The following is a 22,540-nucleotide window of genomic DNA, read 5'->3' as shown; positions in this document are numbered from 1 at the left end:
CGGCGGGTTTCATCGGCGCTGCTATCTTCTCAGAATTCCCATTTCACTCCTCCACAGCCCATGGCCACGCTACGTCATTCATACATCGCCGGAGTCGGCCACTACGTTCCCAGCCGCGTCGTCAAAAACGCCGAGCTCGAACCCCTCATGAACACCTCCGACGCCTGGATTCAGGAACGGACCGGCATTCAGGAGCGCCGCTGGTTTGAGGAAGGCAAGGACACCACCGCCAACATGGGCGCCAACGCCTCGCGCAAGGCCCTGGAAATGGCTGGCGTTGAAGCCAACGACGTCCAGATGATTGTGTTTGCTACGCTCTCGCCCGACTATTTCTTTCCGGGCTCCGGCGTGCTTTTGCAACGCGAGCTGGGCATCAGCAACAATTGCCCCGCCCTTGACGTGCGCAACCAGTGCTCGGGCTTTGTGTACGCCCTGTCGGTAGCCGACCAATTCATCCGCACCGGCATGTACGACACGGTGCTGGTGGTGGGCTCCGAAATCCACTCATCCGGCCTCGACAAGTCGCCGGAAGGCCGCGGCGTTTCGGTCATTTTCGGCGACGGCGCCGGGGCCGTGGTATTGCGCCCCAGCTCCACCGAGGGCCAGGGCATCCTCAGCACCCACCTGCACGCACAGGGCGAGTTTGCCGAGGAGCTCATCGTGAAAGAGCCAGGTTCAAACCGCGACAACCGCGCTGACTACGTGGTGGCTAACAAACAGGACCTGTATCCCTACATGAACGGCCAGAACGTGTTCAAGCACGCCGTGGTGCGCTTCCCGCAGGTCATCAAAGAGGCGCTGGAACAGAATGGCATGCAGCCCACCGACATCGACATGCTTATTCCGCACCAAGCCAACCTACGCATCACCCAGTACGTGCAGCAGAAAATGGGCCTGACCGACGACAAGGTGTTCAGCAACATCCAACGCTACGGCAACACCACCGCCGCCTCCGTGCCCATCGCCCTGAGCGAAGCCGTGCAGGAAGGCAAAATCAAGCGCGGCGACCTAGTCTGTCTCGCTGCCTTCGGCTCCGGCTTCACCTGGGCCTCGGCCCTAATTAAATGGTAGGTCGCCTGTCATGCTGAGCGCAGCCGAAGCATCTCTACCGCGCAACGCAATCCAGTTAATTGGTTTACTGCTGCGGTAGAGATGCTTCGGCTGCGCTCAGCATGACGTTCTTTGTATTGCATGCCTAGTCAGACCGAAGAAAACTACTTAAAAGCCATTTTCAAGCTGGCCGAAGAAGAGCCCGGGATGGCCGGCGTGAGCACCAATCGTATTGCGGCGGCGCTGGCCACCCGGGCCCCTTCCGTCACGGACATGCTGCGGCGGCTGGCCGAAAAGAACCTGCTGAACTATGAGCGCTACCGGGGCGTGCAGCTCACGGCAGAGGGCGAGCGGCTGGCCCTGCTCACCATTCGCAAGCACCGGCTGTGGGAAGTATTTCTGGTGCAGCAGCTCGGCTTTAGCTGGGATGAGGTGCACGACGTGGCCGAGGAGTTGGAGCACGTGCAGTCGCCGCTGCTCATGCGCCGGCTCGACGCCTTCCTGGGCCACCCCGCCCTCGACCCGCACGGCGACCCCATTCCGGCCGAGGACGGCGCCATGCGCCGCCCCACCCACCGCCTGCTGGCCGACCTCTGCACCGGCGAGCGCGGCACCCTGGCCGCCGTCAAAAACACCACCGCGCCCTTCCTCCAATACCTCGACAAAGTCGGTCTGCAACTTGGCGCCGTAGTTCAAGTACTAGATAAGGTGGCGTTTGATAACTCCTTCGAGCTCCGCATCAATAAGGAGCGTACGGCTTTGATTTCAGCCGAAGTCAGCCGCAATTTGTTTGTAACGGAATAAGGCGGAATGGACGGTAAGCGTCTACCAAATCCGACCAATCCGATTAATCCGCAGAATCCGTGGTTCAGACAATTTTCTCCGACACCATCGTCGCGTTGTCGACGCCTTCCGGCGCGGGAGCCCTAGCCGTGGTGCGCCTCTCGGGGCCGGCGGCAGTAGCCATTACGGCAGCCGTTTTCTCCAAGAAAAGCCTGACAAAAGCCGCCGGCCACACCTTACACTACGGCACCCTACGCGACCCGGCCAGCGCCGAAATCATCGACGAAGTAGTGGTGGCGCTGTACCGGGCGCCCCGCTCCTTCACCCGAGAAGACGTGGTGGAAATCAGTTGCCACGGCTCCGACTACGTGGTACGCCAGGTGCTGGCCCTGCTCCTGCGCCACGGCGCCCGCCTGGCCGAAGCCGGCGAGTTCACCAAGCGCGCCTTCCTAAATGGCGCCCTGGACCTGGCCCAGGCCGAGGCCGTGGCCGACCTCATCGCCGCCGACTCCGCCCTGAGCCACAAAGTGGCCTTGAACCAGCTGCGCGGCGGCTTCTCACAGGAACTGCGCGACCTGCGCGCCCGCCTCGTCAAATTCGCGGCGCTGCTAGAGCTGGAGCTGGACTTTGGCGAAGAGGACGTGGAGTTTGCCGACCGCACCGGCCTGGCCCGGTTGCTTGATGAAGGGCGCGGCGTGGTGGCCGCGCTGCTCCACTCCTTTGAGCTCGGCAACGTCATCAAAAACGGCATCACCGCCGTCATTGCCGGCCGGCCCAACGCGGGCAAATCCACCCTACTCAACGCTTTGCTGCGTGAAGAGCGCGCCATTGTATCGGCCATTCCCGGCACTACGCGCGACTTCATCGAGGACGAGGTGAGCATCGACGGCCTGCGCTTCCGCTTCGTTGACACGGCCGGCCTGCGCGACAACCCGGCCGATGAGGTTGAGGCCATCGGTGTGCAGCGCACCCGCCAGCGTGTGCGGCAAGCTGCTTTGCTGCTGTATCTGTTCGACTTATCTGAAATAACCCCGGCCGAGGTGCGAGCCGAAATAAGGGAACTGACCGCCGGTTTAGACCTGCCAGTGCTGGCCGTGGGCAATAAAACGGACCTGGCAACAGCCGAAACCCTGCGGGCGTTTGAGCATGCATTTAATTCTGCATCAACCGCTTCACCTGATTCCACAGCCTTGGCGCCGCTGGTGCTGCTGGCCGCCGGGCAAAACCAGGGCCTGGAGGCACTGCAGGCCGCTTTAGTGGCCCAGGTACGCGGCTCGGCCCTGGAAAACACGGCTTCGGCCACTATCGTCACGAACGTGCGCCACGCTCGGGCCCTGGAAACGGCCGCCGCCCACCTCGCGGCCGTGCAGGCCGGCCTCGATACCGGCCGCGGCACCGAGCTGCTGGCCGCCGACCTGCGCCACGCCCTGGCCGCACTGGGTGAAATCACTGGCGAGATTTCGTCCGAAGATTTGCTCACCAGCATTTTCACGCAGTTCTGCATTGGCAAATAGCTTGGCTTTAACGCCGATTTAACGGAGGCCGGCGTGAAATCTTCGCAAACGATGCCAAGGGCGCTCAGGGCGGTTTTTGGGCGCATTTGCGAAACCATGCGGGCCCTTGCTTTGTAGTGAATGGAGCGCCGCAGCGCCGGAAATTTCCCGGCTTACGGCTTATGCGTTAGTTTCGCACCGTATTTTTTCCTCACCCCTCCCGCCCATGGCAGAATCTGCTGAACTCATCCTCGACGGCAAATCCATCACCTTGCCCGTCATCGAAGGCACCGAACACGAAAAAGCATTCGACATCGGTAAGCTGCGCGACCAAACCGGCTACGTGACCCTCGATTCGGGCTACAAAAACACCGGCGCCACCAAAAGCGCCATCACCTTCCTCGACGGCGAAGAAGGCATCCTGCGCTACCGCGGCTACCCCATCGAGCAGTTGGCCGAAAAGTCGAGCTTCCTCGAAGTGGCTTACCTGCTGATTTACGGTGCCCTCCCCACCCAGGCCGAGCTGGCGCACTTCAGCGGCCAAATCACCAAGCACACGCTGGTGCACGAGGACATGCGCAAGATTTTCGACGGTTTCCCGTCGGCCACGCACCCCATGGCCATCCTCTCGTCGCTAATCTGCGCCCTCACCGGCTTCTATCCGCAGAGCGTGTCGCCCGACCTCAGCCCCGAGGAGATGGAACTCAACATCATTCGCCTGCTGGCGAAGATGCCCACCATCGCGGCCTGGACCTACAAAAACAACATGGGCCATCCGTTGAACTACCCGCGCAACGACATGGACTACTGCGCCAACTTCCTCTACATGATGTTCAGCTTCCCCACCGAGAAGTACGACATCAACCCAGTAGTAGTGAGCGCCCTTAACAAGCTCCTCATCCTGCACGCCGACCACGAGCAGAACTGCTCCACCAGCACGGTGCGCCTCGTGGGCTCGGCCAACGCCAGCCTCTACGGCTCGGTTTCGGCCGGCATCAATGCCCTATGGGGCCCGCTGCACGGTGGTGCCAACCAGGAAGTTATCGAAATGCTGGAAGCCATTGAGGCCGACGGCGGCGATACCAGCAAGTTCATTGCTAAGGCCAAAGACAAGAACGACTCGTTCCGCCTCATGGGCTTCGGCCACCGCGTGTACAAGAACTTCGACCCGCGCGCCAAAATCATCAAAGTAGCCGCCGACGAGGTTCTGCAGGCCCTCGGTATGCAAGACAGCCCGCTGCTGAAAATCGCGCAGGAGCTGGAGCAAGCCGCCCTCACCGACCAGTACTTCATCGACCGCAAGCTGTACCCGAACGTGGATTTCTACTCGGGCATCATCTACAAAGCCCTCGGCATCCCCACCGAAATGTTCACGGTGATGTTCGCCCTGGGCCGCCTGCCCGGCTGGATTGCCCAGTGGAAAGAGATGCGGGAGAACAAGGAGCCCATCGGCCGCCCGCGTCAGATTTACACCGGCGAGCTGGAGCGCGACTACGTGGGCATCGACGCCCGCTAAGGCTTTTAGTTGTTAGTTGCTTGTTGTCATTTGTTAGTTTTTTTTGTTCAACAACCTGACAATGAGCAACTGACAACTAAGCATAGATAAAACAAAAAGCCCGCTCAGTGAGCGGGCTTTTTCGTGTCCGGTGGGGAACGTCTCCCCTATTTGAGCCGGTGCGCGGTAAAGTTGTTGCGAAGCGACTGGTAGGCCACTAGCTGCTGCGGCTGGAGCAAGGCGGCCAGTTCGAACTCGTAGCGCTGCTGGGCCTGCGACAGGCGCATATCCCGCTCCTCAGCGCTCGCGCCGTTAAGCAGAATCTCCAGGTCGCGCCGCTCCGTGAGCATATTCAGGTGCAGCTGCTTCACGGCGAGGTACTGGGCCTCGTTGAAATGGATGTGCCGTGCCAGCGCCCGGGTGAGCGTGGTTGCGCGGGTCATCATGGCCGGCGAGTAGGCGCCGTCGCCGGGACCAGCCATCGCGGCCGGGCCAGTGTACACGCCCGCAGCAAGGCAGGCAGCCAGGAACAAGTTTTTCATGAGTTGGGGGGTGAATGGTGAAACGTATGGTGAAAGGCCATTTTCATTGCTGTTGGCCTGTTCAAACGTAATCACAATTTTTATTTGCACAAAATATCATTTTTATAGCACTTTTTTAATTAAACGATTTTTACTGATAATTATAAACACCTGATTTATAATGTGTTTTTTCGGACTGAAAAATCTAAACCTGAGCTCAAAAAAAAGTCCGCCAACGGGCGAACCATATTTTTTTAAGTGCGAATGCTATTAAATTTTCATCTGCTTAAAGCCTTGCTTTAAGTAAAATGGCCTCCGGCGGAAATTTCCGCCGGAGGCCATTTGCATTGCTTTGCTGTGAGCAGGCTTACAAAATGTGCAGTTCAATGCGTCGGTTCAGCTGGCGATGGGCCTCGGTGTCGTTGGCGGCCAGCGGGTGTCCCTCGCCGTAGCCCTTCGACCGGAGCCGGTTGGGCGAGATGCCATGGCTCGATAGATACTCGACCACGGCCTGGGCCCGGCGCTGCGAAAGCTGAATGTTGGCCTCCGGCGAGCCCACGTTGTCGGTGTAGCCCGAAACTTCAATCTGCACGTCGCGGTACTGCCGCAGGAACTCAATGAGCCGGTTGAGCTCGGTGCGCGACTGCGGTTTTAGCTCGTACTTGTTGGTGTCGTAAAACAGGTTGTTCAGCACCACACTGCGGCCCGAGCGCACGGGCTCCAGGTAAATATCCAGCGCGAGCGGGTCGAAGGTACGCTGGCTAGAATAATCGAAGCTGAGGCTCTTGAGCAGGTACTTGTCGGCGGCCGCGTACATGGCGTAGTGGTGGCCTTCGTTGAGCACCACAGTGTAATCGCCGTACTCGGGGTCGGAGGTCACGAACTGCGTCAGCACGTCGGTGTCGAGGTCGTAGAGTTTGACCTCGGCCTTGAGCGGTTTCTTGGTGTTGGCATCGAACACGCGGCCCTGGGTGTAGGTGCTGGTTTCGCGGGCTTTCACGGGCGGCGGCACCGCAAAGCTGAACAGTTCCACCGGGCGCTCCCGGGCGAGGCGGTAGCCCCCCATCGGCTCATCCGAGGCCCGCGAGCGGGAGCAAAAGCCCTTCTGGTTATCGGAAGTGATGAACAGCGACGCCTCGTTCTCAAAGGTGTTCAGCGGGTAGCCCAGGTTGCGCGGCGGGCTCCAGCTATTGTTTGCATTCTTCTCGCACCGAAACACATCGAGGCCGCCCATGCCCACCAGTCCGTCGGTCACATAATAGAGCGTGGTGCCGCTGGCGTGAATAAACGGAGCCATGTCCTTGCCGGCCGTGTTCACGGGCGTGCCCACGTTTTGGGCCATGCTCCAGTTGCCGTCGGGCTGCAGGGTGCTCACGTAGATGTCTTCCTGGCCCTGGCCGCCGCGGCGCGTGGAGGTGAAGTACAGCGTCCGGCCGTCGGCCGAGAGCGAGGGCTGCGAGTCCCACTCCGTGGAGTTCACGTTGGTGCCCAGGTTCACGGGCGCGCTCCAGTTGTTGCCGGTGCGGCGCGAAATGTAGAGGTCGCAGTTGCCAATAGCCTTGGGACGGTCGCAGGAGGCAAACACCAGCGTCTTGCCATCGCCCGAAATAGAGCCCGCGCCCTCGTTGTAGCTGGAGTTGATGGCCGGCGAAATGGGCACGGGCGCGCCCATGCTGCCGTCTTTGCTCTGGCGGCTCACGTACAGGTCCTCGCCGCTGCTGGCCGCTGGGCGGCCCGTGAAGAGCAGGAAACGATTGTCGGCCGTGAGCGCCGGAAAGTACTGAAACTTAAAGGCGTTCATCGGGGCGGGCAGCGCTACCGGCGCTTCGCCTACCGGATGCTTGATGGCATCGAGAGCGAACTCGCAGGTAAGCAGCTGGCGTTGCGATTTGGCCAGGTTTTTCTGAGTTTTGGGCGCTACCTTCAGCAGGTTCTTGTAGGCATCGAGGGCGGTTTGGTAGTCGCCGTAGCTCAGGGCCAGGTCGCCGAGGAGCTGGTATTCGGAGGAGTGCACGGCTTCGAGCGGCACCTTGCCCAGGCCGTCGCGGTAGGCGGCCATGGCGTTGCGGTTGTCGCCCATTGCCTTGAGCAAGGAGCCTTTCAGCAGAAAAGCTTCCCCGAACGAGGGGAACTTCTCGTTGAGCTGGTTCAGCGTTTCGACGGCCTTCACGAAGTCACGCTCCCGGGTTTGCTGCTGGGCTTTTTCCAGCAGCGACCGCGCCTTGGTGTTGGTGGGCGTTTGCACTTTGGGCGTTAGCTGGGCCCGGGCCGGTTCGGCCGCCGTCAGGCCCAGCACACACATTACTCCGAGGCGCAACGCCCCCAACATTGTATTGCGACGCATAGGGTACGCTAAGGAATGTCCAGATACTTATGGGTTTGCAGCGACACCTGCCACTGCGGGTGCTGCTTCACGTAGTCAACTAGTTCGGGCGTCATGCGCGCCGCGCGGCTCCACTCGGGCTGCAAGTATAAGCGCGTAGTGGCGGGTACCAACGCCGCGTGCTCCTCGGCCCAGCTAAAATCGGAATTATTGAACACGATGATTTTCAATTCGTGCGCGGCGTCGAGTACTTCCGGCAGCGGCGCTTTGAATTTCTTGGGCGACACGCACACCCAATCCCACTCCCCGGAAAGCGGGTGCGCGCCCGAGGTTTCAATCCAGGTGCGGCAGCCGACGGCGCGCAGCGCGGCCGTGAGCGGCCCCAAATCGTGCATCAGCGGCTCGCCGCCGGTGATGACGACGTTGCGCCCGGGGTACGCCAACACGTTTTCCACCAACTGCGCCACCGACTGGCGCGGATGCGCGTCGGCATCCCACGACTCTTTCACGTCGCACCAGACGCAGCCCACGTCGCAGCCGCCCAGCCGGATAAAATACGCCGCGCGCCCAGTGTTATAGCCCTCGCCCTGGATGGTATAAAACTGCTCCATCACCGGCAGCAGCACGTTCTGATAATCCATCGGCACTTCGCCGGATGGTACAATTATTTCGGGAGAAAGTAAATTCACTGGTATCATATCTAAACGGCGTCGGGTAGCCGAGCAGCCCAAACGCTGGCAATGGGACACACTGTTCCAAGGCCGGACTTTAAAAGTACGGGTTCGGGTTACGATAACCAAATATTCCTAAAAAATCAGCTGGCCGACTTGGGATAAATATCCCCCTTCGCGGCGCGCAAAGTGTTCAGCAGAAGCATGGCAATGGTCATGGGACCCACTCCGCCGGGCACCGGCGTGATGGCCAACGCCAGGGGCGCCACCTCGGCAAAATTCACATCGCCTTTCAGCGTGAAGCCGCTCTTCTTGCTCGCATCCGCCACGCGGGTCGTGCCCACGTCAATCACCACGGCGCCGGGCCGCACCATGTCGGCCGTCACGAACTCGGGCCGGCCAATGGCGGCCACCACAATGTCGGCCGTTCGGCATATCTCGGCCAGGTTCTGAGTGCGCGAATGACATAAAGTAACCGTACAGTTGGCCGTATCCAAGTTTTTAGCTAACAAGATACTAACCGGGGTGCCAACAATATTCGAACGACCAATAACCACGGCGTGCTTGCCGCTGGTTTTGATACCCTGCCGCGCCAGCAGCTCCACAATGCCCGACGGCGTGGCGGGCAGCAGCGCCGGCAGCCCGGCCACCATCCGGCCAATATTCATGGGGTGAAAGCCGTCGACGTCCTTCTCGGGCCGGATGGCTTCGATGACCTTCTCGGGGTCGATGTGCTTGGGCAGCGGCAGCTGTACGATGAAACCGTCGATTTCCGGGTCGCGGTTCAGCTCATCCACTTTGGCCAGCAGCTCGGCCTCGGTGATGTCGTCCTCGTAGCGCAGCAGCGTGGAGGCGAAGCCCACCCGCTCGCAGGCCAGCACCTTGTTGCGCACGTAGGTTTCGGAGCCGCCGTCGTGGCCCACCAGAATGGCGGCGAGGTGGGGCACCTTCTGGCCGGCGGCTTTCAGGGCCGCTACTTCGGCGGCTATTTCGGCTTTGATGTCCTCGGCGGTTTGCTTGCCGTCGATGAGGTTGGAGGTGGTGGTTGGCATTTCGGCGTTCATAGAAAGAATTAGTTAATTAGTCATTTCTGCAAAAAGTTGATACATTGGCGGGCACAATCCCTTCACCTTCACTAACTTTTTTTCATGGAAAACCAACCTTCAACAGCTGGCATTATCTTTTTTCTACTCCTTGAGCTGGCCATTTTTGCTTTTGTCATTGCCGGCTTCTGGAAGCTCTTCGTTAAAGCGGGGAAGCCGGGCTGGGCGGCCATCATCCCCATCTACAACATCATTGTTATGCAGGAGATTGTGGGTCGTGAGGCGTGGAAAATCATTCTGCTCTTCATTCCGCTGGTCAATATCTACTTTGCCATAACGCTCAATGTCAGCCTTGCCAAGTCTTTTGGCAAGTATGGAATCGGCAACTACCTAGCGGTTATTTTCCTGGGCTTCATTTTCATACCGTTGTGGGGCTTCTCCAGCGAAGTGCAGTACCAAGGTCCCGTTGAAGGCCCCAACCAGAACCTGGCGCCGGCCGCTTACTAGCTCCTGCGGGCTCGATACCATAAAAAAAGGCGGCTCTAATAAGAGCCGCCTTTTTAATTTAATCGATTTTAAGAACCGCCAGAAACGCCTCTTGCGGGATTTCGACGGAGCCCACGGAGCGCATCCGTTTCTTGCCTTCTTTCTGCTTTTCGAGCAGTTTGCGCTTCCGGCTGATGTCGCCGCCGTAGCACTTGGCAATTACGTTTTTGCGCAGGGCCTTCACGGTTTCGCGGGCAATAATTTTCTGCCCAATCGAAGCCTGGATGGCGATGTCGAACATCTGGCGGGGCAGTAGCTCGCGCAGCTTCTCGCAGAGGCGCTTGCCCCACTCGTAGCTCTTGGAGCGGTGCACGATGGCCGATAGGGCATCCACCTTCTCGCCGTTCAGCATCACGTCAAGCTTCACCATGTCGGACTCGCGGAAGCCAATCAGCTCGTAATCCAGCGAAGCGTAGCCGCGGCTAATGGACTTGAGCTTGTCGAAGAAGTCGAACACGATTTCGGACAGCGGCAGCTCAAAGCTCATCTCCACCCGCTCGGAAGTGAGGTAGCTCTGGCCCTTGATGATGCCGCGCTTGTCCATGCACAGCGTGATGATGGCTCCTACGTATTCCGAAGCCGTGATAATCTGGGCCTTGATGTAGGGCTCCTCGATGTATTTAATCAGGTTCGGCTCGGGCATTTCGCTCGGCGCGTTGATGGTCAGCAGTTGGTCTTTGGTGCCGGTGGCGTGGAACTGCACGCTGGGCACCGTGGTGATGACCGTCATGTTGAACTCGCGCTCTAGGCGCTCCTGCACGATTTCCATGTGCAGCATGCCCAGGAAGCCGCAGCGGAAGCCGAAGCCGAGGGCCACCGACGTTTCAGGCTCCCACACCAGCGAGGCGTCGTTGAGCTGCAGCTTTTCCATGCTGGAGCGCAGCTCTTCGTACTCGGTGGTGTCGACAGGGTAGATGCCGGCAAACACCATCGGTTTCACGTCGGCAAAGCCCTGGATGGCTTCCGGCGTGGGCCGGTGTACGTGGGTGATGGTGTCGCCCACCTTCACTTCGCGGGCTTCCTTGATGCCCGAGATGAGGTAGCCCACGTTGCCGGCCTCCATCACCTGGCGCGGCTCCTGGTTCAGGCCGAGGATGCCGATTTCGTCGGCGCCGTATTCCTTGCCGGTGGCCATGAAGCGGAGCTTGTCGCCCTTTTTCATCACCCCGTTCTTGATGCGAAACAGGACTTCGATGCCGCGGTAGGAATTGAACACCGAGTCGAAAATCAGGGCCTGTAGCGGCGCTTCCGGGTCGCCGGAGGGCGCGGGCACCCGTTCGCAGATGGCGTTCAGGATGGCTTCGATGCCGATGCCGGCCTTGCCCGAGGCGTGGATGATGTCGTCGGGCTTGCAGCCGATGAGGTCCACAATTTCGTCGGTCACTTCCTCCGGCATGGCGTGCGGGAGGTCGATTTTGTTGAGCACGGGAATGATTTCCAAATCGGCCCCGATGGCGAGGTAGAGGTTGGAAATCGTCTGGGCTTCGATGCCCTGCGAGGCGTCCACAATCAGGAGCGCGCCTTCGCAGGCGGCGATGCTGCGGCTTACTTCGTAGCTAAAGTCGACGTGGCCGGGCGTGTCAATCAGGTTCAGCGTGTAGATTTCCCCTTTGTAGGGGTACTGCATCTGAATGGCGTGGCTCTTGATGGTGATGCCCCGCTCACGCTCCAGGTCCATGTTGTCGAGCAGCTGGGCCTGCATGTCGCGCTTGGCCACGGTGCTGGTGAACTCGAGCAGGCGGTCGGCCAGGGTGCTTTTCCCGTGGTCGATGTGGGCAATGATGCAAAAGTTGCGGATATTCTTCACAGAGGGCGGTTTTTCAGAGCACGAAGGTACGAAACCCGGGCCGCAAAAGCCAGTTGGCTCGCTGGCCCCGCTCCGGCCCAGGCGGCGGGCCGGGGTGCTTGAATTCAGCAGCAAGGGCTTAGTTTTGCCATTTGTATTCCAACTGTGCTATTTTCTGATTCCGCTATTCATCTGCCGGGCGCTACCATAATGACCGATTTTTCCGATTCGCCAAGCCCGACCGGCAGCAAAAAATTCCAGATTGCGGCCCTCAACAGCACGGTCATCTACATTCTGACCTATTACATGGTATGGGGCCTGCACCAAGTGGCCAAAGTGGCCATGTCGCAGCGCTACGCCCTGCAGGGCACCTGGGACCCCAGCCGCATCCTGTATGCGGTGCCCGACCGCCAATGGTCGCAGCACAGCATCATTGCCACATACGGCATCGGGCCGTTGGGGTGCTTGGTGGTGGGGTTCATCGCGTTTTGGTGGTACTGGAAGCGCGAGCGGGCCCGTCCGGGCCTTTTCAAGCTACTGCTGCTCTGGACGGCATTTCAGGCCTGCAATGCCATTCTGGGGGCGCTGCTGGCCGATTCGTTGCGCCAGGAAGGGTTTTGGTACGTACCCGATTGGGTGATGCGCATCGGCTACGGCGCCAACGCCGCCGTGGCGCTGCTGGCGGGCATTATCCAGCTGGGTCTTGGCCGTTTGGCCACGGTGCCTTTTCTGCAGGCGCACGATTCTCATACCCTGATGCATTTCAAAAACCGTCGCTACATGGTGTTCAGCACCCTGATGGCGCCCTGGCTGCTGGGGGGAGGCTTCGTTGCGCTGGCCAAGCTGCCCTATTTCTCCATCCACGAGTTTCTTCACCTGTTGATGATGGGGCTACTGTTGTTTCCCCTGATTCTGGGCTGCATGAGCGATTCCTTCGACCTGACGGTGCAGGGAGCACAGCCCTCGCACGTGGCCTGGGGGCTGGTGGTGGTGGCCGTGGTGGTGGCCGTGGCCTGGCGCCTGGTGCTGAGCCCGCCCATTGCGATTGGCTAGGCGGGAGTTGGGTTGTGCCGTAAGCCCGTAACCTATCCACTACCGCCGGGGTTTAAGAAGGGTTGGCATGCTGTTGCTGCCCCTTCTCAAACTCTTTTCCCTTTCCCCACCATGGGCATTACCCTCGAACAAGCACAGGCCGCTATTCAGGCCGCACACCGCAAAGCCCTCGAAATGGGCGTTAAAATGAATATTGCCGTGGTGGATGCCGGCGCCAACCTGACGGCTTTCGTTCGGATGGACGACGCGTGGCTGGGCTCGCTGGATATTTCTATTAAGAAAGCCAAAACGGCCCGTTTCTTCGACATGCCTACCGGCGACCTCGGCAAAGCTTCGCAGCCCGGCGGCTCGCTCTACAACATTGAGCACTCCAACGGCGGCCTCATCACCTTCCCCGGCGGCCTGCCAATTATGGACTCGGGCAACCGCGTGATTGGCGCAATTGGCGTATCGGGCAGTTCCGTAGAGGACGACCACGCCGTGGCTGAAGCCGGCGTGAAAGCCATTCAGGGGCAGTAGGCTGCCCAACCTTCGTAATATCAAAACGCCCCGGCCGCCCCGCCGGGGCGTTTTTCGTACCTTCGCTTACGATTTCCACCCTTATGGTCGCGAACTAAAAGTCCGCGCTACTCCCCTCCTATGCATCCTTCTCCCACCGCGCCCTACAAACCGAAGAACCACGTTCGCATTGTCACCGCTGCCGCTTTGTTTGATGGCCACGATGCCGCTATTAACATCATGCGCCGCATTATTCAGAGCAGCGGCGCGGAGGTGATTCACCTCGGGCACAACCGCTCGGTGCAGGAAATCGTGGATTGCGCCATTCAGGAGGATGCGCAGGCCATTGCCATTACCAGCTACCAGGGCGGGCACAACGAGTACTTCAAGTACATGCACGACCTGCTGAAGGAGCGCGGCGCGGGCCACATCAAAATCTTCGGCGGCGGCGGCGGCGTGATTCTGCCCACCGAGATTGCCGAGCTGATGGGCTACGGCATCACCCGCATCTACTCGCCCGACGATGGCCGCGCGATGGGCTTGCAGGGCATGATTAACGACTTGCTGGAAAGTGCGGACTTCCCGACGGGTGAGAACCTGAACGGCGAAGCTGGTCACGTGAAGGAGAAAGACGCCCGCAGCATCGGGCGCCTAATTTCCGCCGCCGAGAACTTCCCCGAGGAGTTTGAGCGGGTGAAGTCGCAGCTGGTTTCGGAGTTTCAGCTGAGCGAGAATAGCCAGAACCAGTCCCTTAAAGCGGGGCACTCCGCTCCTATTCTTGGCATCACCGGCACGGGCGGCGCGGGCAAGTCGTCGCTAGTGGATGAGTTGGTGCGGCGGTTTTTGATGGACTTTCCGGAGAAGACCATTGCCATTATCTCCGTCGACCCCAGCAAGCGCAAGACGGGCGGCGCGCTGCTCGGCGACCGCATTCGCATGAACGCCATCAACTCGCCGCGGGTGTACATGCGCAGCCTGGCCACGCGACAGAGCAATTTGGCGCTGAGCCGCTACGTGCAGGATGCGGTGGATGTGGTGCGCGCCGCCAACTACGACCTCATCATTCTCGAAACCTCTGGTATCGGACAGTCTGATACCGAAATCATCGAACACTCCGACGCCAGCCTGTATGTGATGACGCCGGAGTACGGCGCGGCCACGCAGCTGGAAAAAATCGACATGCTCGATTTCGCCGATGTAATTGCGCTGAACAAGTTTGACAAGCGCGGGGCGCTGGATGCCTTGCGCGACGTGCGTAAGCAGTACCAGCGCAACCACGGCCTCTGGGACACGCCCACGGACCAGATGCCGGTGTTTGGCACGATTGCCTCGCAGTTCAACGACCCGGGCATGAACCGGCTGTACCGGGCGGTGCTCAAGATGCTGGAAACCAAGACCGGCGCCACCTTTGCCTCGCACCTGGAAACCAGCGCCGAGGATTCGGAGAAGATTTACATCATCCCACCGCACCGCACGCGCTATCTCTCCGAGATTGCCGAAACCAACCGCGCCTACGACCAGCGCGTGCGCGAGCAAGCCCAGATTGCGGAAGTGGCCGGCGCGTTTGCGAAGCTGGAGGAGCACTACCGCGACGAGAAAAAGAGCTCCGACAGCATGGTGGAGGAATTCACCAAGAACAAGCAGACGCAGCTCCGCCGGCTCGATGCCGACAGCCAGGCCATTCTGGAAAACTGGGAAAGCACCTTGCAGAACTACCGGAATCCGGAGTACGTGTACTCGGTGCGCGGCAAGGAAATCCGGGTGAAGACGCACACCAAGTCGCTGTCGGGCAACGACATTCCGAAGGTGGCGGTGCCGCGCTACTCGGGCTGGGGCGACCGGTTGCGCTGGGCCATGCAGGAGAATTTCCCCGGCGAATTTCCCTACACGGCCGGCGTGTTCCCCTTCAAGCGCGAGGGCGAGGACCCTACGCGCATGTTTGCCGGCGAGGGCGGGCCGGAGCGCACCAACCGCCGCTTCCACTACGTGAGCATGGGCCTGCCGGCCAAGCGGTTGAGCACGGCTTTTGACTCGGTGACGCTCTACGGCGAGGACCCCGACCACCGGCCCGATATTTATGGCAAAATCGGCAACGCGGGCGTGAGCATCTGCTGCCTCGACGACGCCAAGAAGCTGTATTCGGGCTTCAACCTGGCCAACCCCAGCACGTCAGTGTCGATGACCATCAACGGGCCGGCGGCCACGCTGGCGGCGTTTTTCATGAACGCGGCCATCGACCAGCAGTGCGAGCTCTACATCAAAGAGCAAGGACTGGAAGCGGAGGTGGAAGCCAAAATCGACCAGCTTTATCAGGCCAAAAACGTGGCCCGCCCCCGCTACCAGGGCGAGCTGCCGGCCGGCAACGACGGCCTGGGCCTGCTGCTGCTCGGCGTGACGGGCGAAGACGTGCTGCCCGCCGACGTGTACGCCACCATCAAGGCCCGGACGCTGACGCAGGTGCGCGGCACCGTGCAGGCCGACATCCTGAAGGAAGACCAGGCCCAGAATACCTGCATTTTCAGCACCGAGTTTGCGCTGCGCCTGATGGGCGACGTGCAGGAATACTTCATCCGGCACGCGGTGCGCAACTTCTACTCGGTGTCAATTTCGGGCTACCACATTGCCGAGGCGGGCGCCAACCCCATCACGCAGCTAGCCCTGACGCTGAGCAACGGCTTCACGTTCGTGGAATATTACGTGAGCCGGGGCATGAGCGTGAACGACTTCGCGCCGAACCTGAGCTTCTTCTTCTCCAACGGCATCGACCCGGAGTACGCCGTGATTGGGCGGGTGGCGCGCCGCATCTGGGCCAAGGCCATGAAGCTGAAGTACGGCGCCGACGCCCGCAGCCAGATGCTGAAATACCACATCCAGACCTCGGGCCGCAGCCTGCACGCGCAGGAAATCGACTTCAACGACATCCGCACCACGTTGCAGGCGCTGTACGCCATCTACGACAACTGCAACTCCCTGCACACGAATGCCTACGACGAGGCCATCACCACGCCCACCGAGGAATCGGTGCGCCGGGCCATGGCCATTCAGCTCATCATCAACCGCGAGCTGGGCCTGGCCAAGAACGAGAACCCGCTGCAAGGCTCCTTCATCATCGAGGAGCTGACCGACCTGGTGGAAGAGGCGGTGCTGCTCGAATTCGACCGCATCACGGAGCGCGGCGGCGTGCTCGGGGCCATGGAAACCATGTACCAGCGCGGCAAAATCCAGGAGGAAAGCATGCACTACGAGATGCTGAAGCACACCGGCGAGTACCCCATCATCGGGGTGAATACCTTCCTCTCGTCGAAGGGCTCGCCCACGGTGGTGCCGGCCGAAGTCATCCGCGCCACGGAGGAGGAAAAGCAGTACCAAATCGAGATGCTCAACATCCTGCACGCCCGCAACGCCGACCAAACCGAAACCCGCCTCAAGCGCCTGCAACAAGTGGCCGTGCGCAACGAAAACCTGTTCGAGGAGCTGATGGAAACGGTGAAATACTGCTCGCTCGGCCAGATTACCAACGCGCTGTTTGAGGTCGGCGGGCAGTACCGGCGGAATATGTAATTCCGATGGCTGCCGAAGATTCTTCAAGCCCATCAGATTCAGTTTCTGATGAGGAATTGTTAGCGTTGTGGCGAGTGAGGTGGAAATATTCAATTGAAGAACTAACCTCACTCGACCACCAACGCAAAACTTGGCTAGACGCAGAAAAACCGAGCGTACATTATACGTTCGTTGAGTTTATGTGCTGCTATTTCGATGACCTGCTTTGTGGCATGAGCTACAATCAGTTTGTGGAGAATGGCTATGTGAGTAAGCAGGAAAAAGATGCTGTAATTGAATGGCATACTGCTTTAGACAGCTACAATTCCCCAGGAAACGATGATTATGATGACGCGGCAATCCTGAATGACCCTGAATGGATTCGGATTGCAGCTTTGGGTGCTGTGGCATGGGAAAAACTTCAGTTGTTATAAGCATGTACAACAAAGTCTTCTTAAACAATCTTGACCTTAGCGGGCCAGATTACCCATCATATGATTTCATCACAGACGAAATTTGGCAGAGCATTCTGAACAATCTAATTTTCAAGTTGGCTGACAGTTTTGCCTTTATGGGTGTTTCTAAAAAAGCTGATTTGTTTCCCGACGGCTTGACTTATTTCAGTAATTGGGAACTGAATATCATTGGTCTTGCTGAAGTTGAAGATGATATAGTTTGCAAATTTCAGCTTAATGAAACTTGTAAAGCGAATTTGTTAGAATACGATTTTGCAGTTCATAGCTTTAAAAACAAGCGTTTTAATGATTACTACGAGTTTGACCAGCTTTGCTTTTTTAGTAAAGAGCGTTTGATTGTTAATTATATCAATCATGAAAGCATGCTCTGTTTTCTCAACTTCATTAAATCAGAGGATGAATTAATAGAGAATTTAGAGCCGTCCATTAAGTCTTCTATTGTTGATTCTACAACTCTTGTAGCTGCTTACGAATCGAAGAGAAATGCGTAACGGAACTACCCTTGCTGGGCGCAACTCCAAGACACACTAAGCTTCCTTGGCGTCGTTGAGTGGCGCCAAGGTCACTGGGGCGGGGCCTATCGTATCAGCATCGTCTCGAATCGTATCAAATCGTATCACGGGCGCTTATCTTCGCGGTATGATAGAGCGCGTGCATACGGTAGAAGTGACGCTGGATTGGGCCTTACTGGCGGTGGTGAGCAAGCTCGACCGGTTTGATGCTAGCTGGTCGGCCATTGAGCGGCGCGAGGGACAGACGCTGAAGCAGCTAAAAGCCATTGCCACGGTGCGGAGCGTGGGCGCTTCGACGCGCATTGAGGGCTCGCGGATGAGCGACGCGGAGGTGGAAGTGCTGCTGCGCAACACGGACATCACCAAGCTGGAAGACCGGGATTCGCAGGAAGTGGTGGGCTACTTTCAGGTGCTGGATTTGATTGCGGAGTCTTACGCCGACATTGATATTTCTGAAAACAGCATTAAAGGACTGCACAACCAGCTGTTGCGGTTCAGCCGCAAAGACGACTGGCACCGGGGTAACTACAAGCAGCACTCCAACGCCGTGGAAGCCACGCTGCCCGACGGCACCAAGCAGCTGATTTTTCAGACTACTGCGCCGGGCTTTGCCACCGAGGATGCTATGCGCGCGCTGGTGGCCTGGTACCATGCCGACACGGCCACGCACCCACTGGTGAAGTGCGCATTGTTCTGCTACGATTTTGTGAGCATCCACCCGTTTCAGGATGGCAACGGCCGGCTGAGCCGGCTGCTAGCCACCCTGCTCCTGCTTCAGAACGGCTACGTCTGGATTCAATACGTGAGTCTGGAGCACGAAATTGAGAGCCGTAAAACGGAATATTACCGCGAACTGCAAAAGTGCCAGTCGCAGCGGCCGGGCGAAAACGTCTCGTCGTGGATATCCTTCTTTTTTGATGCGCTGCTGAAGGTGCAGCAGCAATTACTGCAGAAGCTGACGGTGCGCGAAACGGAAACGCAGTCGTCGCCGCGTGAAAAGGCAGTGCTGGCTTTTATTGGCAATTATCCCGGCTGCAAATCGGGCCAGATAGCCGAGAAGTTGGGCATTCCCTCTCCCACCGTCAAGCGCATGCTGGCCGACTTGCTGGGGCAGCATCGTATTACGAAGGAAGGCCAAGGGCGGGCTACCATTTATTACGTGAGCTGATTCATTCAACGCGCGTCGAAGGGCGCCAGCAGCGCAACTCACAGACACGCCCAGCTTCCTTAGCGGCGTTGAGAGGCGCGCGCCAAGAGCACGGGGCGGGAGCCTGGGGGCTGGGCGGGCACGTCATTTAAGACACGCGCAGCTTCGGTAGCGGTGGTGAGGGGTGCGCACTAACTTTGGCGCTCATCAAATCCCTATTCGACAGTGCCACGATGGAAGAGCAGCTTGCCAAAATGCAGAAAGAAATAACCCGCCTGAAATGGCAGTCGGGCATCTTAACCTTGCTGCTGGGAGCGGTCGGACTGGTGGCATTCACCAAGGATGACACCACGCGCTTCAAGGAAATTTCGGTGGAGCGCATTAACGTGCTGGAAAGCGACGGGCGGCTGCGTCTGGTGATAGCCAACCAAAGCCGCTCGCCGGGGTTGCTGGAACACGGCAAGCCGTATAACCCGCCGGTGCCGGGCGGCAATCGGCCGGGGCTTATTTTCTACAACGACGAGGGCACCGAGAACGGCGGCCTGGTTTTCCGGGGCCACAAGGATGAGAAAGGCTACTACAGCGCCACCGGGCACCTGTCGTTCGACCAGTACAACCAGAACCAGGTGCTGTACCTGAGCTACCAGGACGACAACGGCGACCAAAACACCGGGCTGCACATCGACGACTGGCAGAAAACCCCGGCCTTCTGGGACTGGCGCGTCGACTATAAGAAAGCCCAGCAACTACCCGACGGTCCGGCCAAAGAGGCCTTGCTGCAAAAAATAATGGAGCCCCGCCCGGGCCAGAAGGCCTTTGCGCAACGCGTGTTTGTGGGCAAGAACGAGAGCAAAACGGCCCTGGTGTCCCTCTCCGACCGCCTGGGCAAGCCCCGCCTGCAATTGCTGGTGGATTCGAACGGCGTGGCCAAACTCAACTTCTTGGATGCACAGGGCAACGTGACGCGGAGCCTGTCGCAATAGCCTTTTGTTTGTTTCATGCCTTCCCCGCCTCGGGCGGGCATACCGCCCATGCAGGTTGGCCAGGCGCTGCTTTCATCAATTATAAACACACTTGGTCAAGGCCCGATTGCAATCCTGCACCTGCCTGGCTGATATGCCGTAGAAGCTCGTTCCGGAACCGGGCGGACTTTGCCTGATTCCAGCTTTTTATCACGGCTTTTGCTTTATGATATCCCATTTTACCGAATTAGACAGGACTAAGCTGTTTTTGCTCTACCATCTCAACCCGGTGCATCCCAAGGCGCCGCCGGTGCCCAAGGGTCCGCTGCTGCGAATTGTGATTATCCGGCACGGCGAGAAGCCGACGGAGGGCGATAACCTGTCGGCGAAGGGCTTTGAGCGGGCGCTGGCCCTGCCCGACATTCTTAACAAGGTGATGCCCCGGCCGCCGGACTTCACCTACGTGCCGTGCATTGGCACCGACAAGGACCAGACCACCCGCGTGCGGATGATGCAAACCGTGCTGCCCTACGCCGTGCAGCACAACCTAACCATCAACAGTGACTATGCGCCCGATGAAATAAAGGGCCTCGTGAAAGAGCTGCGCCGCCGCCGCGGCACCGTGCTACTGGTGTGGGAGCACCACAACATTGTGAAAATTGCCGAGGCCCTGGGCATCGCAGAGCCCCAGCAGTGGCCCGACGATGACTACGACAGCATCTGGACCATCACCTTCCGCAAGGGCCGCCCTAAGGGAAAGGCCCGGCAGCCGGTGCTCAAAAAGGACCAGCAAGGCATTGAGCCAGTGGCCACTTAACCCCGCTCAATGAGATAGTATTGGCCTGATTACAAATCACCTAGCAGAGGTTTATGCACTCATGCGCGGGTGGCAATCAGGTTGCGCCGGCTTCTCCCGCGCCCCACCGTTTAAGCAGGTTCTGACGAAGGGCAACTTGGTAGTTGCGCCAGCCATTTGCTACTTCGCATAGAGGGTGCGATTTGAACTGGCGGCTTTGGGAAGCCAAGGCTGTTATGGCAGAGAGGGCTTAATAACTAAACAACCAGCATTGTAGATATTGATATCGTTACCGTCGGCAAATCGGTAGCACGTAAGGGGCATTCTAAAGATTTGTTGGTCAAGCCGCACCGTGCCCAAACTTCTCCCATCTGCAAATACTTCCCCCTCCAAATACTGGCCTGCAGCCGGCGGCGCAACTCCAGGGCCACCAGCTCCCCGGTAGTATACCATCAAACCGACGACATTTCCGACGTCCATTGGTCCGAGATTGAATCGTTGCTTGCCCGGTCGAAAAGTTTTCACCGGCAATGCTTTGGAAGCGGCATCCAAGGTGGGATATTGACTGGTTCCGGCCACAAGGCCACTAACGTCCACAGGCCCAAGGCGACCGCAACGCGCCTCACCGACATAAGGCATGTTGCCCACTTGAGTCAGTTCTACTTCAATAACCGGAAATTTGTAGGGTACAGCCGGTGCGGGCTCGTCGGTACTACAGGCACTGAAAAAAATCGTCAGGCAAGAACAAGTTGTGAATAAGAATTTCTGCATGTGAAGACAAGATTTAAGATATAGCAGGAAAAGAACCTCATAGAGCAGAATTAGACGCGCAAATACTGAACCAAAAAGTTCAATTCCACCTGGCATTTTTAATAAGCCCTGTTCTAAGCAAAGGCTAAATCACCTCACCAACTCGTTACTTGTCATTCAATCCTGCTGCATACGCTATAAAAATCGTTCTCATATCCTGTCAGATTGTAGCCTCAATGAACGTAATGCGCAATATCATCATGGTCTGGTTGCTGGTGGTCTTGGGCGCCTGTTCCTCAAGCTCCGCGCCGGAGGTGCGGGTAGAAGGCAAAACCACCACCGATGGCCATCAATACACCCTGTTTCATCCTCAGGGCCTGGCCGTGCGGGTGATGACCACGCGGCCGGACGTGGCCGACGGCCGCTACCAGCTGAGCGTGGCCGCGGCCTACACCGATTTGGACACCGGCCAGCCCCTCGACCTGCTGGTGAGCAGCGGCCGGGTGCGGCAGACCCGGGCCAAAGTGGGGTTTCTGGACGGCGTGCTCACGCTGGTGGGCGACTCGCTCAGCATTGCCCGGATTCCCATGGGCCAGGCGCCGGCCCGCGCGGAGCTGGAGCGCGTGCGCCGCCACCAGGGCACCTTGATGCTGCAGGAGCTGCTGGTATTTGAGGGCCGGAACCTGCGCACCGAAGGAGGGGCTGTTTTCCAGCGCCGGGCCCTGATGGAGCTGGCGGGCCACCGGTTGGTGGTGGTGGAGAGTACGTCTGATGAGCTGACCATGCAGCATTTTGCCGACGACCTGGTGGAGCTGGGCGCCCGCCAGGCCCTGTATCTGGATATGGGCGGCTGGGACGAGGGCTGGTACAAAACCGGCAGCCAAGTGGTGAAGCTGGGCCACCGCCGCACCGACACGGCCCGCCAATCGAACTGGCTGGTGTTTGTAAAGCGGGATTAGGGGCACTGAGTAGCCCGCCAGGCAACGGCAGCCGGTGCTCGTCGGGGACTTTGGCCTCTTTGTGGATGCTGATTCGGAAGCTGTCGATAACCAGAAAAGCGGGTTAACCGCCCGCGCTACCTTCGCTGGCATCACC

The 22,540-nt window shown here is 58.9% G+C and carries 20 protein-coding genes; 14 read left to right on the top strand and 6 right to left on the bottom strand.

What is annotated here, in order from left to right; genetic code table 11:
* Nucleotides 1-60: 60 nt before the first annotated feature.
* The 4 genes from Q5H92_RS05230 to Q5H92_RS05215 all read left to right on the top strand — a co-directional run bounded on the left by Q5H92_RS05230 (nucleotide 61) and on the right by Q5H92_RS05215 (nucleotide 4,842).
* Nucleotides 61-1,071, top strand: coding sequence for a 3-oxoacyl-ACP synthase III family protein (locus Q5H92_RS05230; RefSeq protein ID WP_305010442.1), 1,011 nt, complete (start codon nucleotides 61-63; stop codon nucleotides 1,069-1,071).
* A gap of 120 nt (nucleotides 1,072-1,191) precedes the next feature.
* Entirely contained in the window at nucleotides 1,192-1,854 is a 663-nt protein-coding gene (locus tag Q5H92_RS05225; protein ID WP_305010441.1) for a metal-dependent transcriptional regulator, read from the top strand.
* Nucleotides 1,855-1,913: 59 nt separating this feature from the next.
* A complete protein-coding gene (gene mnmE / locus Q5H92_RS05220; RefSeq protein WP_305010440.1) occupies nucleotides 1,914-3,347 on the top strand; it encodes a tRNA uridine-5-carboxymethylaminomethyl(34) synthesis GTPase MnmE in 1,434 nt (477 codons plus the stop codon).
* Nucleotides 3,348-3,552: 205 nt separating this feature from the next.
* Complete coding sequence (locus Q5H92_RS05215) at nucleotides 3,553-4,842, top strand: citrate synthase (RefSeq protein WP_305010439.1); 1,290 nt, start codon at nucleotides 3,553-3,555, stop codon at nucleotides 4,840-4,842.
* Nucleotides 4,843-4,988: 146 nt separating this feature from the next.
* Here Q5H92_RS05215 and Q5H92_RS05210 read toward each other — a convergent pair whose 3' ends face one another.
* The 4 genes from Q5H92_RS05210 to folD all read right to left on the bottom strand — a co-directional run bounded on the left by Q5H92_RS05210 (nucleotide 4,989) and on the right by folD (nucleotide 9,400).
* Entirely contained in the window at nucleotides 4,989-5,363 is a 375-nt protein-coding gene (locus tag Q5H92_RS05210; protein ID WP_305010438.1) for a hypothetical protein, read from the bottom strand.
* A gap of 346 nt (nucleotides 5,364-5,709) precedes the next feature.
* On the bottom strand, nucleotides 5,710-7,686 hold the full coding sequence (locus tag Q5H92_RS05205; RefSeq protein ID WP_305010436.1) for an OmpA family protein: 1,977 nt from the start codon (nucleotides 7,684-7,686) through the stop codon (nucleotides 5,710-5,712).
* Nucleotides 7,687-7,694: 8 nt separating this feature from the next.
* The gene (locus Q5H92_RS05200) at nucleotides 7,695-8,306 is read right to left on the bottom strand and encodes a 7-carboxy-7-deazaguanine synthase QueE (protein ID WP_305010685.1); all 612 of its coding nucleotides are present in this window, start codon (nucleotides 8,304-8,306) and stop codon (nucleotides 7,695-7,697) included.
* Nucleotides 8,307-8,479: 173 nt separating this feature from the next.
* Nucleotides 8,480-9,400 (bottom strand): bifunctional methylenetetrahydrofolate dehydrogenase/methenyltetrahydrofolate cyclohydrolase FolD, encoded by a 921-nt coding sequence (gene folD / locus Q5H92_RS05195; protein ID WP_305010435.1) that lies wholly within the window; start codon nucleotides 9,398-9,400, stop codon nucleotides 8,480-8,482.
* An 84-nt stretch (nucleotides 9,401-9,484) separates the two neighbouring features.
* Between folD and Q5H92_RS05190 the strand changes: the two genes are divergently transcribed.
* Nucleotides 9,485-9,886 carry a DUF5684 domain-containing protein gene (locus Q5H92_RS05190; protein ID WP_305010434.1) on the top strand — a complete coding sequence of 134 codons (402 nt, stop codon included), beginning with the start codon at nucleotides 9,485-9,487 and terminating at the stop codon, nucleotides 9,884-9,886.
* 58 nt (nucleotides 9,887-9,944) lie between these two features.
* Here the strand turns inward: Q5H92_RS05190 and lepA are convergent, their stop codons facing one another.
* Nucleotides 9,945-11,732, bottom strand: a complete 1,788-nt coding sequence (gene lepA / locus Q5H92_RS05185; RefSeq protein ID WP_305010433.1) for a translation elongation factor 4 — start codon at nucleotides 11,730-11,732, stop codon at nucleotides 9,945-9,947.
* 189 nt (nucleotides 11,733-11,921) lie between these two features.
* On the opposite strand from lepA, the gene Q5H92_RS05180 reads away from it, so the two are divergent.
* The 8 genes from Q5H92_RS05180 (at nucleotide 11,922) to Q5H92_RS05145 (ending at nucleotide 20,716) form a co-directional block, all read left to right on the top strand.
* Nucleotides 11,922-12,764, top strand: coding sequence for a hypothetical protein (locus Q5H92_RS05180; RefSeq protein ID WP_305010432.1), 843 nt, complete (start codon nucleotides 11,922-11,924; stop codon nucleotides 12,762-12,764).
* A 111-nt stretch (nucleotides 12,765-12,875) separates the two neighbouring features.
* Nucleotides 12,876-13,283, top strand: a complete 408-nt coding sequence (locus Q5H92_RS05175; protein WP_305010431.1) for a GlcG/HbpS family heme-binding protein — start codon at nucleotides 12,876-12,878, stop codon at nucleotides 13,281-13,283.
* 120 nt (nucleotides 13,284-13,403) lie between these two features.
* Nucleotides 13,404-16,823, top strand: coding sequence for a methylmalonyl-CoA mutase family protein (locus Q5H92_RS05170; protein ID WP_305010430.1), 3,420 nt, complete (start codon nucleotides 13,404-13,406; stop codon nucleotides 16,821-16,823).
* 5 nt (nucleotides 16,824-16,828) lie between these two features.
* Entirely contained in the window at nucleotides 16,829-17,236 is a 408-nt protein-coding gene (locus tag Q5H92_RS05165) for a hypothetical protein (protein ID WP_305010429.1), read from the top strand.
* A 2-nt stretch (nucleotides 17,237-17,238) separates the two neighbouring features.
* A complete protein-coding gene (locus tag Q5H92_RS05160; protein ID WP_305010428.1) occupies nucleotides 17,239-17,769 on the top strand; it encodes a hypothetical protein in 531 nt (176 codons plus the stop codon).
* A gap of 148 nt (nucleotides 17,770-17,917) precedes the next feature.
* On the top strand, nucleotides 17,918-18,958 hold the full coding sequence (locus Q5H92_RS05155; protein WP_305010427.1) for a Fic family protein: 1,041 nt from the start codon (nucleotides 17,918-17,920) through the stop codon (nucleotides 18,956-18,958).
* 176 nt (nucleotides 18,959-19,134) lie between these two features.
* Nucleotides 19,135-19,920 carry a hypothetical protein gene (locus tag Q5H92_RS05150; RefSeq protein ID WP_305010426.1) on the top strand — a complete coding sequence of 262 codons (786 nt, stop codon included), beginning with the start codon at nucleotides 19,135-19,137 and terminating at the stop codon, nucleotides 19,918-19,920.
* A 205-nt stretch (nucleotides 19,921-20,125) separates the two neighbouring features.
* Entirely contained in the window at nucleotides 20,126-20,716 is a 591-nt protein-coding gene (locus tag Q5H92_RS05145; RefSeq protein ID WP_305010425.1) for a histidine phosphatase family protein, read from the top strand.
* A gap of 213 nt (nucleotides 20,717-20,929) precedes the next feature.
* On the opposite strand, the gene Q5H92_RS05140 is transcribed toward Q5H92_RS05145, so the two are convergent.
* Nucleotides 20,930-21,466 carry a hypothetical protein gene (locus Q5H92_RS05140; protein ID WP_305010424.1) on the bottom strand — a complete coding sequence of 179 codons (537 nt, stop codon included), beginning with the start codon at nucleotides 21,464-21,466 and terminating at the stop codon, nucleotides 20,930-20,932.
* Nucleotides 21,467-21,690: 224 nt separating this feature from the next.
* On the opposite strand from Q5H92_RS05140, the gene Q5H92_RS05135 reads away from it, so the two are divergent.
* The gene (locus Q5H92_RS05135) at nucleotides 21,691-22,404 is read left to right on the top strand and encodes a hypothetical protein (RefSeq protein ID WP_305010423.1); all 714 of its coding nucleotides are present in this window, start codon (nucleotides 21,691-21,693) and stop codon (nucleotides 22,402-22,404) included.
* Nucleotides 22,405-22,540 lie beyond the last annotated feature (136 nt).

The sequence above is a fragment of the Hymenobacter mellowenesis genome, from assembly GCF_030581005.1.
Classification (GTDB): Bacteria; Bacteroidota; Bacteroidia; order Cytophagales; family Hymenobacteraceae; genus Hymenobacter; species Hymenobacter mellowenesis.
The sequence above is the reverse complement of the archived record's forward strand: the minus strand, read 5'-3'. Positions and strand labels throughout refer to the sequence as shown.